Genomic DNA, 14338 nt, shown 5'->3' with positions numbered 1-14338 from the left:
GCTGATTCAGCAATATTTCCATACCTACTGATCCTCTGCGGCGAGGGCGTTGTTCACACCCTCGCCGTGCTTTCTTCTCAAGGACCTGGCTTCCATGCAAATCGATGGCGGATGATTGCCCATCATTCACTCCACCTGTGTTTCCCACGAGGCGTAAAGAAATATTTTTTATTGTCCGGCGGGCACAGTATTTCAATGCACCGCGCTTATTTTAAAAGCAGGTTTAAATAAGTCTATTCTCAATTGTTGTCTTAAAGTCGTTTTAATCTTTCTTATGCTGACGGATTAAAAAAGATGCATTTCGCAGTGGGACGCGTTTAATACTCGCTTTGTCAGACTACGATGCATCCCAACGCGGTCAGGCCGCCGATCGCGCGGCTCAGCGGACGCCTGCCACCGGCGGCCAGGGCCGCACTGCGGCAGCTTTCGGTTGTTTTCGTTAGTAACGCTGATGATTAGCGTGAAAATGATATGCATGATGAATATATTAAGCGTGGTTCAAGATTTAAGTTTACATTTAGTAACATATGTGCCGCAATTATGTTTTTTTGTCAGCTTGCTGTTTTTTACTTGCCGGAGGGAATTTCAGCGGATTAGTATTGTCGAACTTGCTGTACGTACCGCCTAATGATGATAAATGGATTCTGTTTTCCTTAAGCGTTACCACATAATTAATGTTTACAGGAAAAATCATGGCCTGCGTATTTAATAAACAACTTTTACACCCGCGTAACTGGCTGACCTGGTTCGGGCTCGGCATCCTCTGGTTAATCGTGCAACTGCCTTATCCGCTGCTGCATTTTATCGGCACCAGCGCTGGTCGCCTTTCCCGTCGCTTTCTTAAACGCCGCGAACATATCGCCCGGCGTAATATCGAACTCTGCTTCCCGGACATGTCGCCAGCGGCGCGCGAGACGCTGATCGATCAAAACTTTATGTCGCTGGGAATGGGGCTTATCGAAACCGGCATGGCCTGGTTCTGGAGCGACGAGCGGGTCAAAAAATGGTTTGATGTCGAAGGATTTGCCAACCTTAATCATGCGCTTAGCGGCGGCAAAGGGGTGATGGTGGTCGGTGTGCACTTTATGTCGCTGGAGCTGGGCGGGCGCGCGATGGGGTTGTGCCGTCCAATGATGGCCACTTATCGTCCGCACAACAGCCCGCTGATGGAGTGGGTGCAAACCCGTGGTCGCCTGCGTTCGAACAAAGCGATGATCGATCGCAACAACCTGACCGGTCTGGTGCATGCCTTAAAATCCGGTGAAGCGGTGTGGTTCGCGCCCGATCAGGATTACGGTCCCAAGGGCAGCGTCTTTGCACCTTTTTTCTCCGTCCCGCAGGCGGCGACCACCAACGGCACCTATGTCCTGTCCCGCTTATCGGGCGCGAAAATGTTGAGCATCAGCATGGTACGTAAGCTGGATCGCCGGGGCTATAGCCTGCATATCAGCGAGGTGATGAATGACTATCCGGGTGAGGATAAGCAGATCGCCGCCGGCTATATCAACAAGGTTATTGAGCGCGAGATCCTGCGCGCTCCCGAGCAGTATCTGTGGGTACACCGTCGTTTTAAAACCCGCCCGCTGGGCGAACCTTCCGTCTATTAACCTTCCCGCACAGGCTGCGCTTTCAAAATCCCGACAGTTGGGGTAACGTGAGCCGGATCATGTTTTAGTCGTGCGCGAAGGAGTGCAGAGTGTTCGCTGAGTTTGGTGTTCTGAATTATTTAACCTATCTGGTCGGGGCGGTGTTTATCATCCTCGTTCCTGGCCCTAATACGTTTTTCGTGCTGAAAACGGGCATTGCCCACGGGGTGAAGAAAGGCTATCTGGCGGCGGCGGGCGTCTTTATTGGCGACGCAGTGCTGATGTTTCTGGCCTTCGCCGGGGTGGCGACGCTGATTAAAACCACGCCGGTGTTGTTTAACGTCGTGCGCTACCTCGGGGCAATTTACCTGCTGTGGCTCGGGGGCAAAATGCTCTATGCGGTGCTGACCCAGCGCGACGGCCAGTCCGACGCCAGCGCGGAGCCGGCGAGCGCGATCCTCAAGCGCTCCCTGACCCTGAGCCTGACCAATCCGAAAGCGATTCTGTTCTATGTGTCGTTTTTCGTGCAGTTTATCGATGTCAACGCCAAAACCCCCGGCGTGGCGTTCTTTATCCTGGCGCTGACCCTCGAGGTGATTAGCTTCTGCTATATGAGCTTTTTGATCCTCTCCGGCTCGTTTGTCACCCGCTACGTCAAAACCCGCAAGAAGCTGGCTAAACTTGGCAACAGCCTGATTGGTCTGGTTTTCGTCGGGTTCGCCGCGCGCCTGGCTACCCTGCAGTCCTGATCCCCACGGGCCGGTTACCCGCTGACCGGCCCGCCGTCTCTTATTCTGCCCTGTAACAAAAACCCTTCATTTTTTATTGCATTGGTGTTACATATACAGCCGTTTATCGCTCAGCAAAAAGGAAGCCCCGATGATTCTGCAAAAACTCCTCAGCAATAAAAACTGCAAAAAATACTGTCTGTCGCTCGCGGTGGTGTTTGCTATCGCGCTGGCGGTAGTGGGGCGGGCGACCTTCGGGGGCGTGGTGAGCGAGTACAATATGCCGTACTCAGAGTGGACGACGTCCATGTTCTTCCTGCAGGGGGCGATGGTGACGGTTTACAGCATTGTCTTTACCGCGCTCTTCGCTATCCCCCTCGGCTTTATTTTCCTCGGCGCCGATCGTCAGGATTAAGCGTCAACGGGCGAACCGCGGTTCGCCCTGTCTTATCGGCTTAGCAACAGCGTGAAGCATTAGTCGTCGTCATGATAGTGATGATGGTGGTGGTGGCGATGGGGATGATATCCATCGTCAATAATGCATCCCGATAACAGCGTGCACAGCGCAATAATCAACGGTAACACGATCGGTTTTTTCATCCTTACTTCTCCCGCTATTCTTATTCCCCGGGGCCGAGAATGCCGCGGCGGATAACGTGAGTGTAAAGGGTTAACTTATTGATGGGATAGGATAAATCCGCAATATCGCCGCGGCGATCACCACCAGCCAAACTGGGTGCCGGCCACCGCCACGATGGCGACGACCAGCATGATAATGGTGCTTTTTTTCATTATGCCCCACCCGGCGCCGCATAGCCGCCGACAAAAAACCAGCCGAGAAAGACGACGGCGATGATAAAGATCGCCACCGGGAAAAGAATACCCAATTTCATGATTGTGTCCCTGTACCCACGAATGATGCCCTGCATGATACTGGATATCGCGGTACTTTAGTCAATATGAATGAAATTCTCCTGGCGGCGGGACTTCTTATCCTGGTACATCGCCTCATCGGCAGCGCGTAAGGCCGCTTCAACATCGATACTCTGCGGATCGCAGGTGACCACCCCGAAGCTAGCGCCCTCATAGTCGATACGCTGTTCGCCGAGGAAGTAGACGCCGCACAGAGCCTGACGCAGAGACGTGACATACGCCTGCTGTGCGGCAGGCTGCTGGGCGCTACCGACGATCAAAAACTCATCGCCGCCAAGGCGGCCAACGATATCTTCCCGGCGCGCGACAGCGGTGAGTCGTTTGCCGACCTGCACCAGAAAGCTGTCGCCGCACGGATGGCCGAACCGATCGTTAATGGCTTTGAAACCATCGAGATCGATAAAAATAAGCGAGACCTGCTGCTGCTGGGCGCGGGCGGAGGCAAAGCGTAACGCCAGCTGCTTAAACAGCGCGCGGCGATTGGGAAGCTGGGTGAGCTCATCGGTAGACGAGTGCAGCTCCAGCGCGACGTTTGCCGCCTGCAGCTGTTGCACCAGGGTGTCTTTTTCCACGTAGTGGGAAATGAGCTTCGCGAACAGGCCCATGACCTGTTCGCCTTCGAGGTTATAAGGCTGTTGTTGCCGGCTGGTGGCGCAGAGGGTGCCGAACAGAGAGCCGTCGGCCAGGCGGACGGGAATGCTTAAAAAAGTAGCGATTCCCAGCTCCTGGGCGGCGATGCAGGAGTGCCAGCGGTTGGCAACGTCATTGCTAAACGTACACTGATCCTCAAGGGCGCGTTTGCACAGGGATTCATCCCAGGGGACGGAGAATCCTTCCGGGATCTGCATTTCGCTGCTGTTGTGGGCGAACATGATCTGCTGCCGCTGGGCGTTGGTATCAATGCGGGTGAGGTAGGTGGACTCCATTCGCGTCACCGCCTCCAGCATCTCCAGCAGCTGGCGCACCAGGGTTTCCAGGGACTGTTCCGCAGCGAGGGTTTGCGACACCCGGGCAAGAATAAAATCTGACATGAATAATACAGCTCCAGCACGCCAAACGTCACCCCAGCATATTGGGCTGCAAACGGACATCAGCGTCAAATAAACAGTGATATTTTTAAATTTATCACATCTGTCTGGGGAATACTTGTCCACGCGGTGGGAAAAAAAGCCCCGTCGGGGGCGACGGGGAAAAACTCATTGATTATGGAATGATCTGTTCTCTGGTCAGTTCGAGAACAGGGCTACTCTACGGGGGAAAAGTGCAGGCAAGATGGAGAAAACGTGGAGATTCAGGCTAAAATCCCCGGGCATTCAGGAAAGGGAGGAACAATGAAAAAGCTACTGGCTATTCTGCCACTGGTATTAGCCGGCTGTGCCCAGCCGCAGCCCACTGCGCCGACGAAAACCATCGGCATGCCCAACCCCGCGGCGGTATACTGTCAGCAATCCGGCGGCACCCGGGTGCCGGTGCAAACGCCGCAGGGCGTCAGCACCCAGTGCAAACTACCCAGCGGCGAAACCCTCGACGAGTGGGCGCTGTGGCGCCGGGATCATCCGGCTAAATCGTAACCGGCAGGGCCGCCAGCCAGGCGGCCAACACCCGGGCATGATTCTGCTCGGTGTTCTTCGCGGCGTACAGCAGCGTCAGCGGCTGGCGTTGCGCCAGCGCCGCCAGCCGCAGGCCCGTTTCGCGATGGGCGTCGAGCTCCTGACGATAGCGCTGGCTGAAGTGGGCGAAATCGATCGCCTCGCCGTGAAAGGCTTTGCGCAGCTCAGCGGAAGGCGTTAACTCCTTACACCACTCATCACAGGCCAGCGCCTCTTTTTTAATCCCCCGCGGCCAGAGACGGTCGACCAGCACCCGATAGCCGTCGCTGCTTTCCTGCGGGTCATACACCCGTTTACACTGAATCATCATCCTGCTCCTTCTGTGCCATCCAGGCGAGCAACTGCGGGATTTGCCCGTCGGAAAATACCGTGATGCCGTGGGCGCGGAGTAGGTCGGCGGCCACGCCGGCGCCCGCTTTGCGCCGTCCGCGAAAGGAACCGTCATAGACAAACTGGCTGCCGCAGGTAGGGCTGCCGTCGGTGAGTAACGCTGCCTGACAGCCCGCTTCCCGGGCGGCGCTGAGCGCCAGCCAGGCGGCCAGCTGATAATGTCCGGTGACGTCGCGGCCGTCGCTTTCCACGATCCGCGCCCGTCCGGCAAGCACATCGCCGCCCGTGCCGCCGAGGATCTCCGCCGGCAGTCGGGGCGTAGGCAGACCGGCCGCCAGCTCCGGGCAGTGGATCACCAGCCGCCCCGCCTGCTGCCAGCGGGACAGCGTCGCCGCCAGCTGTGCCTTCTCGCTACCGTTATACCGCACCTGGAATCCCATCAGGCAGGCGCTGACCAAAAGCTTATTTTTCATTCTCTCTCCCTTACGCGCTTTTTCCAGTATACCTCACCCGTCGGCCACGGCGGTGGGGTGAAAATAAGGATTGTGTTCCACAGGTGGGATCGCTATTCTGACGTGCCTTGTGCTGTCCGTCTCGTCCAGACATAAGGAACCTGCTATGAAAACTCCTTTACGCCTCGCCCTTGTCGGCGATTATCACCCCGATATTGTTGCCCATCAGGCCATTCCCCTGGCGATAGACGATGCCGCCGCCGTGCTGGAGCAGCCGGTGAAATATGACTGGCTCGCCACCCCGTCGATCGCCTCCGGCGAGGCGCTGGCGGAGTACGATGCCATCTGGGTCGTTCCCGGCAGCCCGTATCGTCACCCGGAAGGCGCGTTTACCGCGATCCGCTATGCCCGGGAAAACAGCATTCCTTTCCTCGGCACCTGCGGCGGCTTTCAGCACGCGGTGATTGAATACGCCCGCAACGTGCTCGGCTGGCAGGACGCCGGACATGCGGAAACCGACAGCGAAGGGCGGATGGTGATCGCTCCCCTCAGCTGCTCGCTGGTGGAGACCTCTGCCGTCGTCGAGCTGCGGGCGAATACGCTGATTGCCCGCGCCTATGGCCGGGAGAGCATTGAAGAGGGCTACCACTGCCGGTACGGCGTGAGCAGCGCGTTTGCGGCGGAGCTGGAGCAGGGCGATCTGCGCGTCACCGGCTGGGATGAAGAGGGTGAGATCCGCGCCGTCGAGCTGGTGACGCACCCGTTTTTTGTCGCCACCTTGTTCCAGCATGAGCGTCACGCGCTGGACGGGCGTCCCGCGCCGCTGGTGCAGGCGTTTCTCCGCGCCGCGGCACAATAATTCCACCGGCAGCGGGCGCTGCCGGTCATCTTCAGGGGTGAATTTCCCGGTCACGTCCGGCGAGCGCGCCGCAGACCGCCATCACCAGCGAAATCAGCGCCACCGCCAGCAGCGGAATATGCCAGTCGCCATTGGCATCATGGATCCTGCCCATCAGCGGCGGCCCGCAGGCGGCCAGCAGATAGCCGACGCTCTGCGCCATCCCTGACAGCGCCGCGGCCTGATGCGCCGAGCTGGCGCGCAGGCCGATAAACGTCAGGCCGAGGATCATAGTGGCTCCGGAGCCAAAGCCGAACAGCAGCGTCCAGCCGATCGCCAGCTCAGGCAACAGCCACAGCCCGGCGGCGCTGATGGCGCACATCAGGGCGACCAGCACCGCGATCCCGCGCTGGTCGCGCAGCCGATGCAGGATCAGCGGTATCGCCAGGCCGGGCGCGGCGGTCGCCAGCTGCAGCAGGCCATGCAGCGAGCCGGCCTGCGCTTCGCTATAGCCCATACTCTGCAGAATCGACGGCAGCCAGCCGATAATCACGTAATAGACCAGCGAGTTGATGCCGAGGAACAGCGTCACCTGCCAGGCCAGCGCCGACCGCCAGATCCCCCGGTTATGCATAGCGCCTGAGCCGGTCAATGGCGTCTCCGCCCGGCGCCGGGACTGCGGCAGCCAGCTGAGGAGCGCCAGTAGCGGGAAGACCATCAGCAGCAGCAGCGCCCCGCGCCAGCCGAACCCGGCCATCGCCACGGGGACCACCAGCGCCGAACCAAGCGCCGCCGCGCCGCCCATCGTCAGGGAATAGGCGCCGGTCATCCGCGCGACATGCTGCGAGAAATCCCGTTTAATCAGCCCGGGCAGCAGCACGTTACCCAGCGCAATGCCGCAGCCGATTACCGCCGTGCCGATAAACAGCAGCGCAGCGGAGGGCAGGGAGCGCAGGGCAATGCCGGCGCAGATCAGCAGCATCGCCAGCAGCAGGCTGCGTTCCATGCCGAACCGGCGGGCAACCCCTGCCGCCAGCGGCGAGACAAGGCCAAAGGCCAGCAGCGGCAGGGTAGTGAGCAGCCCGGTCTGCGCGGTGGTCAGGCCATAGTCGCTACGAATCGCGTCCAGCAGCGGCGCCGCGCCGGTAAAGACCACGCGCAGGGTGGTGGCGATGAGCAGGATACCGGCAATCAGCAGCGCGGGGCGGCGGCCGGTAGAGGAGATCACAGAAGACATATCATTCTCAAGGTAACTAACGAGGGGGGTTACGATAGCGGCTTTGTCCCTCGTTTAAATCAAGCTAAAATGACAGATTATCGCTAATATCGGACAATATGATGATTGGACTGGGGCTGGATGGCTATGAACCGGACAGTGGCCACGAATCGGCCATTGCCTTTCGTATCCGGGTGGTGGAGGCGGAGCAGTATATTCCGGCGCATTCCCACCGTAAGGGGCAGCTGATCCTTGCCCTGCACGGCGCCTTGACCTGCGAGGTGGAGAACGCAATGTGGATGGTGCCGCCGCAGTATGCGGTGTGGGTTCCGGGGCAGCTGTCCCACAGTAACCGCGCTACCCCCGGCGCCCAGGTATGCTTCCTGTTCATCGAGCCGGGCGCCGCGCCGATGCCGGATCGCTGCTGTACGCTAAAGATTTCCCCGCTGGTGCGAGAGCTGATCCTTACTCTGGCGGAGCGCGGCGGAGAGTCGCTGGCCGCCCCCGCCACGGCCCGGCTGGTGCAGGTTCTGTTTGATGAGCTGCCCCGCCAGCCGCAGGAGCACCTGCAGCTGCCGGTATCAAACCACCCGAAAATTCGTCAAATGGTGACGATGATGGCTGAGGATCCGGCGCGCTGGCAGACCCTGAGCCAGTGGGCGGCGGTGTTTGCGATGAGCGAGCGGAATCTGGCCCGCCTGGTAGTGCGCGAAACGGGGCTGAGCTTTCGCCGCTGGCGCCATCAGCTGCAGCTGATCCTCGCGCTGCAGCTGCTGATCCGCGGGCAGACGGTGCAGCAGACGGCTCAGGCGCTGGGCTACGATTCCACCACCGCCTTCATCACCATGTTTAAAAAAGGGCTCGGGCAGACACCGGGCCGCTATCACGGTAGCCTGGCTACGACTTCCCAATAAACAATGAGATGATCCCGGCGGCAATCAGCGGCCCGACCGGGACGCCGCGAAACAGGGCGACGCCGAGTACTGTACCGACCAGCAGCCCGGCCACCAGATGCGGCTGGGAGCCCATCAGGGAGACGCCGCGCCCGCCGAGCCACGAAACAAACACCCCGACCGCAATCGCCAGCAGCGATTTCCAGTTCATAAAGGAGTGGATCAGCGTCGAGGGCGGCAGCGTGCCGCTGGCGATAGGCGCCATCACGCCGATGGTCAGAATAATGATCCCGACGGTCAGTCCCTGTTTCTCAACCCAGGGAAAGAAGGCGTTCAGCGGCGTGACGCGCACGATAATCAGCACGAGGATGGAGATCGCCACGGTGGTGTTATGACTGATAAAGCCGAGCGCCGCCAGACCCAGCAGGATCAACAGGGTGGTATCAAACATGTACAGAGGTCCTTGCCAAAATAAGAATGCCAAAAATATCCCGCTTACTCTACGCATCGTGGCGTGAATAAACAGGATTTTTACGCCATGCGGCGGAAATCTGGGCGGATGCCCGGTTAGCTAAGACGGCGAAAGGTCGCGATCTCTGGTCGGGCGATATGTAAATAGTCTTCGGTGTCGAGAATGATCGACCGGTCCAGGCGCCCGGCGTTAAAGGCGATTTGTGGAAAGCGTTCAAACAGCAGCGGGTCCGCCACCAGCCGCAGCGCCGGATGGAAACTGAAGGGGGGAATGGCGCCGAACACGCAGGCGGTGAGGGCCTCCACCTCCGCCGGGCTGGCCAGCGAGGCTTTGCTGCCGCCGATATGCCGGGCCAGGCTGGCGAGGTCGGCCTGCCGATCGGCGGCGAGGATCGCCAGCACATGCTGGTTGACGCCGTTTCCTTTCACTTTACAGACTAACGCTTTCGCGCCCTGGCCAAGCGCGGTGCCGCGGATTGCCGAGACGGCTTCGCACTGACCGACCGCCTCGTGCGCCATCACCCGGTAGCGGGCCCGGTGCTCGTCGAGCAGCGCGCACAGCCGCTGGTGGATATTACCTTCTACTGCTTCAAGCATAGCGTCCTCCTGACATCATAAAGCAGCCAGCTTAGCGCTGTTGCGCCGGCCTGCCAACGGTGGGCCGGGAAATTCACCATTCGCTCATTATTACTTCACAGTGCTGTGGTGCAATCCCGCAGGCGCAGATGAGTTTTGTAAATAAAAAAAAGAATGATTTTCATTTTCAATCGAACTTTTTTTATTTCGCTCAGTCTCTATCGGACGACACAGAATATTAATAATTGCCGTAATGAGGTTAGGATGATGCACGATGCAACCATGCAGGGTTCCCCACGCAAGAAATTTAATAAAATAAGGGAGCTCAACAGACGGCGGAATTACTTTACTAAGAAAGTACGTAATGCCCTGCGGGTGGGGGTGGCGAAAGCGCTCTGGGATCGCCGACGCCGTCAGCCGGTAGATTTGTCGTCTGCGAAAACCGTCCTGTTGATGCGCAATGAGGGGGCGGTCGGCGATGTAGTGGTGGATTCCGCGCTGGTGAAATGCCTGCATCAGTCAGGCTATATCGTTGATTTTTTGCTGACGACCTCTAACAGCCAGGTGATGCGTTATAACCCGCGGATCCGCCATATTTATGAAGCTGACCCGGTCACGTCCGCCGATTTTTTGCGTAAATTTAATCATAACGTTCCTCGCGACGTTATTAATGAACTGGCTAATAATAAGTACGATATTATTATTGATCCTTCGCTGTTCGATATTCCCGTGCATCGCCTGCGGCTTTTCCGACAAATAAAAGCCAAATCAGTGCTCGGGTTTAATAAATGGCCATCGATTAAGCACTACTCCCACTCTTTTGATTTTGACTGCCAGCGCTGGCACGTGACGAAAACGTTCGAGCTGATCGCCGATTATCTCCAACTGGACACCCGCGGGCTGGACGCTTACGACCTGGCGGTGCCCGGGCCGATTATGCAGGAGGTGGCGCAGTATCTGGCGTCGCTAAGCGGAAAAGCGGTGGTGATTAATATTTTTGCCGGCCATGCCGACCGCAGTCTCTCGCAGACGCAGCTGGCGGAACTGCTCGACAAACTGCTGGCCCGCCATCCGGGGAGCGCGGTTATTCTGCTCGATCACCGGCGCGAGATCCGCATCCCGCTACCGCCGGAGGTGGTGATTAACCCATTTAACACGTTACACCATGCGATGGCGCTGATCGCCCAGGCGGAGCTGATTATCTCCCCGGACACCTCGGTGGTGCACATGGCGGCGGCGTGGAACAAACCGCTGATCGCGGTCTATAAGGACGTTCTGCTTAATAACCGGCTGTGGGCCCCGGGCTATGACAACGCCAGGCAGATCATTGTTAAATGCGGGAAGGTCCATCAGCATCGCGGGCTAGTGGATAGAATTATAGCGGCGCTACCGGAGACGCTGTGAGGCGATGAGGGGAGACAGGTAGGGCTCACCTGCTGGCCGTATGCAAGAGCCAGCAGGTGAGCGAAGGTTGCATTGCCAGTCTGCAACCGCCGCTATTGTACTGTTGCCCGCGGCTCTGCCACATCCGGGAAAGCTCTTAAAGAGGTGGTCGCCGCGACTGACGGGCGGGATCACTCTTCAGTGAGCCACATATCCGCCTCTTCAAACATCTCCTGCACCGTGCGGCTGATCAGCTCTTTTTCATGCTTGCTGGCGTCGGTGTTGATCGCCGGCAGCGTCATCATCGGCTTCACCCGCACTTCCGCCTCCGGGAAAATGCGCTGCATGCGTTTGGTCAGCTCGTTAAGAATGGCCTCTCTGGCGCCCGGCAGCCCGGCAAAATTGCGCTTGTCATAAATCAGTTCCACAAACATCTTCTGTCCTCTGTATGCTGATCGCGGGCGATAGTTTTACTGTATTAATGTACAGTGTCAAGCGAATGCCGCGGCGCTGCGCATCTACCACCTCGCGCGGCGGGCGGGCTGCGCGCAAAAGCAGCAAACGGTTCGCTGGCGCTGAAGAAGACCCCTATTGACATCAAGGAGTTATTTCAGTGCTGGCGATTGATAGCTGGAGCCGATATTGACCGGTAAAACTGGCAAAACTACTGTATATATATTCAGTATTGTGTGGTGGGTTGAAAAATGAACGTTTACACGCCGGTTGAGCTACGTCAGATTGTCTCCTTTCCCTTTTTTGCCGACCTGGTGCAGTGCGGCTTTCCCAGCCCGGCTCAGGACTATGTTGAAAAGCGAATCGACCTCAACGAGCTGCTGGTGCAGCATCCCAGCGCGACCTATTTTGTCAAAGCCGCTGGCGACAGCATGATCGATGCCGGCATTGACGAAGGCGATCTGCTGGTGGTGGACAGCGCGCGTAAAGCGGAGCATGGCGATATCGTGATTGCCGCCGTCGGCGGCGAGTTTACGGTAAAGAAGCTGCAGCTTCTGCCGCGGGTGCAGCTTAATCCGATGAACCCGGCCTATTCGCCCATCGTGGTCGGCCGCGAGGAGACGCTCGATATTTTCGGCGTCGTAACCTACATCATCAAGGCGGCGGGCTGATCATGTTCGCGCATTGTGATGTGAACGCCTTCTATGCCAGCTGTCAGACCGCCTTCCGGCCAGACCTGAAGGGGCGGCCGGTGGTGGTGCTGTCGAACAACGACGGCTGCGTGATCGCCCGCTCGGCGGAGGCGAAGCCGTTTGTGAAAATGGGCGAACCCTACTTTAAGCAGAAGGCTGCGTTTCTTCGCCACGGCGTCGTGGCGTTTAGCAGTAATTATGAGCTGTATGCCGACATGTCCAGCCGGGTGATGGCCACCCTGGAAGAGCTCACCCCGCGCTGCGAAATTTACAGTATCGATGAGGCCTTTTGCGATGTCAGCGGTGTGCGTCATTGCAGAGATCTGACCGATTTTGGCCGCGAAATCCGCGCCACGGTGCTGCAGCGTACCCATCTGACGCTGGGCGTTGGCATCGCCCCGACCAAAACCCTGGCGAAGCTGGCCAACCACGCGGCGAAGCAGTGGCCGCGGCAGACGGGCGGGGTAGTGGACTTGTCCTGCCCGCAGCGGCAGCGAAAGCTGATGGCGCTGCTGCCGGTGAGCGAGGTCTGGGGCATCGGGCGGCGGATCGGCAAAAAGCTTGAAGCGATGGGGATCGGCACGGTACTCCAGCTGGCGGAGAGCGATATCCGCTTTATCCGCAAGCACTTCACGGTGGTGCTCGAACGAACGGTACGGGAGCTGCGCGGCGAGCCTTGCCTGGCGCTGGAGGAGTTTGCCCCCGCTAAGCAGGAAATTATCTGCAGCCGCTCGTTCGGGGATCGGATTACGGCCTATGAGGATATGCGCCAGGCGATCTGCAGCTATGCCGCGCGGGCAGCAGAAAAGCTGCGCGGTGAGCATCAGTACTGCCGGTTCGTCTCCGCCTTTGTCAAAACCAGCCCCTTCGCGCTGAATGAACCCTATTACGGCAACAGCGCCTCGCTAAAGCTGCTGACGCCGACCCAGGACTCCCGAGATATTATCGCCGCGGCGACGAGCTGTCTGGATGCCATCTGGAAAGCGGGGCATCGCTATCAGAAGGCCGGCGTGATGCTCGGCGATTTCTACAGCCAGGGCGTCGCCCAGCTGAATCTGTTCGACGAGCTTGCTCCGCGGCACAACAGCGCCAGACTGATGCAGGTTCTCGATCAGCTGAATGCGAAAAACGGCAGGGGGGCGCTCTATTTTGCCGGCCAGGGGATCCAGCAGCAGTGGCAGATGAAGCGAGAGATGCTCTCGCCGCGCTACACCACGCGATACGGCGACCTGCTCCGCGTCAGATAACGCGCGCTATCCCTGCACCGCGGCCGGAAAAACCGCCGCCAGCCAGTCAATAAAGACGCGGAGCCGGGGCGGGACGTGCCGGTGCCGGGCATAGACAACGTGAAAAGGATAGGGGGCCGGGCGCCAGGCGCTGAGGATCTCCACCAGTTCGCCGCTCGCCAGCGCCGGTTTCAGCGAATAGGTATAGGTCTGCACAATGCCTAAGCCGGCCTCGCCGGCGGCAATATGCGCGTTGCTCTCATTGATGCCGAGATGGGGCTCTGTCTTCAGCTCGGTGCTGACGCCGTGACGCGTAAAGCGAAACGGAAACGCTCTGCCGCTGGCCGGCGACAGATAGCTGATGAGCCGGTGGCCATGATGTAGTTCATCCGGCGAGGCGGGGGTGCCGTAGCGCTGAAGATAGCCCGGGGTGGCGCAGGTGACCAGCGTCGCCTCGCCGATTTTACGGGCGATCAGCGTCGAGTCTTCCATCGGACCGCCGCGGATGGCGCAGTCAATATTGCCGCTGATGAGGTCCGCGGGCTTATCGGCCACCTGCAAATCGATACGGATATCCGGCCAGGAGGTCATAAAGTCCGCCAGCAGCGGGATCAGCACATCGCACGCGGTCGACCCGCCGATGGCGATCCGTAGATGGCCCTTCGGCTTATTGCGGGCGGTATTGAAAGACGCGTCGATCTCTTCCAGGTCTTCCAGCAGACAGCGGGCTTTTTCATAGTACTCCCGTCCTTCCGGCGTCACGGTAATACGCCGCGTGGTGCGCTGCAGGAGGGAAACCCCAAGATGCGCCTCCAGTTGCTGAATGGTTTTGCTGAGGGTGGCGTTGGGCATATTCAGCGAGTCCGCGGCGCGGGTAAAGCTGCCGGCTTCGACAACGCGAGTGAAGGCTTTGAGAGCTGAAAACCGGTCCATTATTCGCTTTATCCTGGT

General features: G+C 58.8%; 21 protein-coding genes and 1 pseudogene. 10 read left to right on the top strand and 12 right to left on the bottom strand.

The window, feature by feature from the left end; all coding sequences use genetic code 11:
* The 4 genes from KHQ28_RS02040 to KHQ28_RS02025 form a co-directional block, all read left to right on the top strand.
* Window positions 1-231: hypothetical protein (locus KHQ28_RS02040; protein WP_211777559.1), on the top strand; the 231-nt coding region annotated here is incomplete at its 5' end.
* Between the two features lie 461 nt (window positions 232-692).
* Window positions 693-1607 carry a kdo(2)-lipid IV(A) palmitoleoyltransferase gene (lpxP, locus tag KHQ28_RS02035; protein WP_004148038.1) on the top strand — a complete coding sequence of 305 codons (915 nt, stop codon included), beginning with the start codon at window positions 693-695 and terminating at the stop codon, window positions 1605-1607.
* An 89-nt stretch (window positions 1608-1696) separates the two neighbouring features.
* Window positions 1697-2335 carry a leucine efflux protein LeuE gene (gene leuE / locus KHQ28_RS02030; RefSeq protein ID WP_004150783.1) on the top strand — a complete coding sequence of 213 codons (639 nt, stop codon included), beginning with the start codon at window positions 1697-1699 and terminating at the stop codon, window positions 2333-2335.
* Between the two features lie 130 nt (window positions 2336-2465).
* Window positions 2466-2729: a DUF2534 family protein gene (locus KHQ28_RS02025; RefSeq protein ID WP_004140489.1), complete on the top strand. Its 264-nt coding sequence runs from the start codon at window positions 2466-2468 to the stop codon at window positions 2727-2729.
* Between the two features lie 59 nt (window positions 2730-2788).
* Here KHQ28_RS02025 and KHQ28_RS02020 read toward each other — a convergent pair whose 3' ends face one another.
* The 4 genes from KHQ28_RS02020 to KHQ28_RS02005 form a co-directional block, all read right to left on the bottom strand.
* Window positions 2789-2914: a hypothetical protein gene (locus tag KHQ28_RS02020; RefSeq protein WP_004140488.1), complete on the bottom strand. Its 126-nt coding sequence runs from the start codon at window positions 2912-2914 to the stop codon at window positions 2789-2791.
* Between the two features lie 117 nt (window positions 2915-3031).
* The gene (gene yoaJ / locus KHQ28_RS29670) at window positions 3032-3106 is read right to left on the bottom strand and encodes a protein YoaJ (RefSeq protein WP_004213093.1); all 75 of its coding nucleotides are present in this window, start codon (window positions 3104-3106) and stop codon (window positions 3032-3034) included.
* Window positions 3106-3207, bottom strand: coding sequence for a YoaK family small membrane protein (locus KHQ28_RS02010; protein ID WP_004150782.1), 102 nt, complete (start codon window positions 3205-3207; stop codon window positions 3106-3108). The genes yoaJ and KHQ28_RS02010 overlap by 1 nt, the downstream gene beginning before the upstream one ends.
* A 57-nt stretch (window positions 3208-3264) precedes the next feature.
* On the bottom strand, window positions 3265-4278 hold the full coding sequence (locus KHQ28_RS02005) for a sensor domain-containing diguanylate cyclase (protein WP_004176549.1): 1014 nt from the start codon (window positions 4276-4278) through the stop codon (window positions 3265-3267).
* A 300-nt stretch (window positions 4279-4578) separates the two neighbouring features.
* Between KHQ28_RS02005 and KHQ28_RS02000 the strand changes: the two genes are divergently transcribed.
* On the top strand, window positions 4579-4818 hold the full coding sequence (locus KHQ28_RS02000; protein WP_004176548.1) for a DUF333 domain-containing protein: 240 nt from the start codon (window positions 4579-4581) through the stop codon (window positions 4816-4818).
* Here the strand turns inward: KHQ28_RS02000 and KHQ28_RS01995 are convergent.
* Together KHQ28_RS01995 and KHQ28_RS01990 are read right to left on the bottom strand one after the other, a co-directional pair.
* Entirely contained in the window at window positions 4808-5146 is a 339-nt protein-coding gene (locus KHQ28_RS01995; protein ID WP_014343000.1) for a DUF488 domain-containing protein, read from the bottom strand. The two genes, KHQ28_RS02000 and KHQ28_RS01995, sit on opposite strands and share 11 nt — an antisense overlap.
* A 4-nt stretch (window positions 5147-5150) precedes the next feature.
* Window positions 5151-5660: a DUF523 domain-containing protein gene (locus KHQ28_RS01990; protein ID WP_004176547.1), complete on the bottom strand. Its 510-nt coding sequence runs from the start codon at window positions 5658-5660 to the stop codon at window positions 5151-5153.
* Between the two features lie 145 nt (window positions 5661-5805).
* Here KHQ28_RS01990 and KHQ28_RS01985 point away from each other — a divergent pair, with 145 nt between their 5' ends.
* Entirely contained in the window at window positions 5806-6498 is a 693-nt protein-coding gene (locus KHQ28_RS01985; protein ID WP_004140471.1) for a CTP synthase, read from the top strand.
* Window positions 6499-6529: 31 nt separating this feature from the next.
* Here KHQ28_RS01985 and KHQ28_RS01980 read toward each other — a convergent pair whose 3' ends face one another.
* Window positions 6530-7705: a CynX/NimT family MFS transporter gene (locus tag KHQ28_RS01980; RefSeq protein WP_020324105.1), complete on the bottom strand. Its 1176-nt coding sequence runs from the start codon at window positions 7703-7705 to the stop codon at window positions 6530-6532.
* A 107-nt stretch (window positions 7706-7812) separates the two neighbouring features.
* Between KHQ28_RS01980 and KHQ28_RS01975 the strand changes: the two genes are divergently transcribed.
* A complete protein-coding gene (locus KHQ28_RS01975; RefSeq protein WP_004140469.1) occupies window positions 7813-8607 on the top strand; it encodes a helix-turn-helix domain-containing protein in 795 nt (264 codons plus the stop codon).
* On the opposite strand, the gene KHQ28_RS01970 is transcribed toward KHQ28_RS01975, so the two are convergent.
* The 3 genes and pseudogenes from KHQ28_RS01970 to KHQ28_RS29055 all read right to left on the bottom strand — a co-directional run bounded on the left by KHQ28_RS01970 (window position 8591) and on the right by KHQ28_RS29055 (window position 9906).
* Window positions 8591-9037: a DUF441 domain-containing protein gene (locus tag KHQ28_RS01970; protein WP_002901080.1), complete on the bottom strand. Its 447-nt coding sequence runs from the start codon at window positions 9035-9037 to the stop codon at window positions 8591-8593. The genes KHQ28_RS01975 and KHQ28_RS01970 overlap by 17 nt on opposite strands.
* Before the next feature lie 116 nt (window positions 9038-9153).
* Window positions 9154-9654, bottom strand: a complete 501-nt coding sequence (locus KHQ28_RS01965; protein ID WP_002901088.1) for a YbaK/prolyl-tRNA synthetase associated domain-containing protein — start codon at window positions 9652-9654, stop codon at window positions 9154-9156.
* 95 nt (window positions 9655-9749) lie between these two features.
* Window positions 9750-9906: pseudogene (locus KHQ28_RS29055) on the bottom strand (hypothetical protein).
* Here KHQ28_RS29055 and KHQ28_RS01960 point away from each other — a divergent pair.
* Entirely contained in the window at window positions 9901-11037 is a 1137-nt protein-coding gene (locus KHQ28_RS01960) for a glycosyltransferase family 9 protein (protein WP_014907796.1), read from the top strand. The pseudogene KHQ28_RS29055 and the gene KHQ28_RS01960 sit on opposite strands and share 6 nt — an antisense overlap.
* 170 nt (window positions 11038-11207) lie before the next feature.
* Here KHQ28_RS01960 and KHQ28_RS01955 read toward each other — a convergent pair whose 3' ends face one another.
* Window positions 11208-11450 (bottom strand): DinI family protein, encoded by a 243-nt coding sequence (locus KHQ28_RS01955; protein WP_002901096.1) that lies wholly within the window; start codon window positions 11448-11450, stop codon window positions 11208-11210.
* A gap of 270 nt (window positions 11451-11720) precedes the next feature.
* Between KHQ28_RS01955 and KHQ28_RS01950 the strand changes: the two genes are divergently transcribed.
* On the top strand, window positions 11721-12140 hold the full coding sequence (locus tag KHQ28_RS01950) for a translesion error-prone DNA polymerase V autoproteolytic subunit (RefSeq protein WP_002901192.1): 420 nt from the start codon (window positions 11721-11723) through the stop codon (window positions 12138-12140).
* A gap of 2 nt (window positions 12141-12142) precedes the next feature.
* The gene (locus tag KHQ28_RS01945; RefSeq protein WP_004183665.1) at window positions 12143-13408 is read left to right on the top strand and encodes a Y-family DNA polymerase; all 1266 of its coding nucleotides are present in this window, start codon (window positions 12143-12145) and stop codon (window positions 13406-13408) included.
* 6 nt (window positions 13409-13414) lie between these two features.
* Here the strand turns inward: KHQ28_RS01945 and KHQ28_RS01940 are convergent, their stop codons facing one another.
* Complete coding sequence (locus tag KHQ28_RS01940; RefSeq protein ID WP_032419082.1) at window positions 13415-14320, bottom strand: LysR family transcriptional regulator; 906 nt, start codon at window positions 14318-14320, stop codon at window positions 13415-13417.
* Window positions 14321-14338 lie beyond the last annotated feature (18 nt).

Origin of the sequence: Klebsiella sp. 28, from assembly GCF_018223905.1 — a bacterium.
Classification (GTDB): Bacteria; Pseudomonadota; Gammaproteobacteria; order Enterobacterales; family Enterobacteriaceae; genus Klebsiella; species Klebsiella pneumoniae.
The sequence above is the reverse complement of the archived record's forward strand: the minus strand, read 5'-3'. Positions and strand labels throughout refer to the sequence as shown.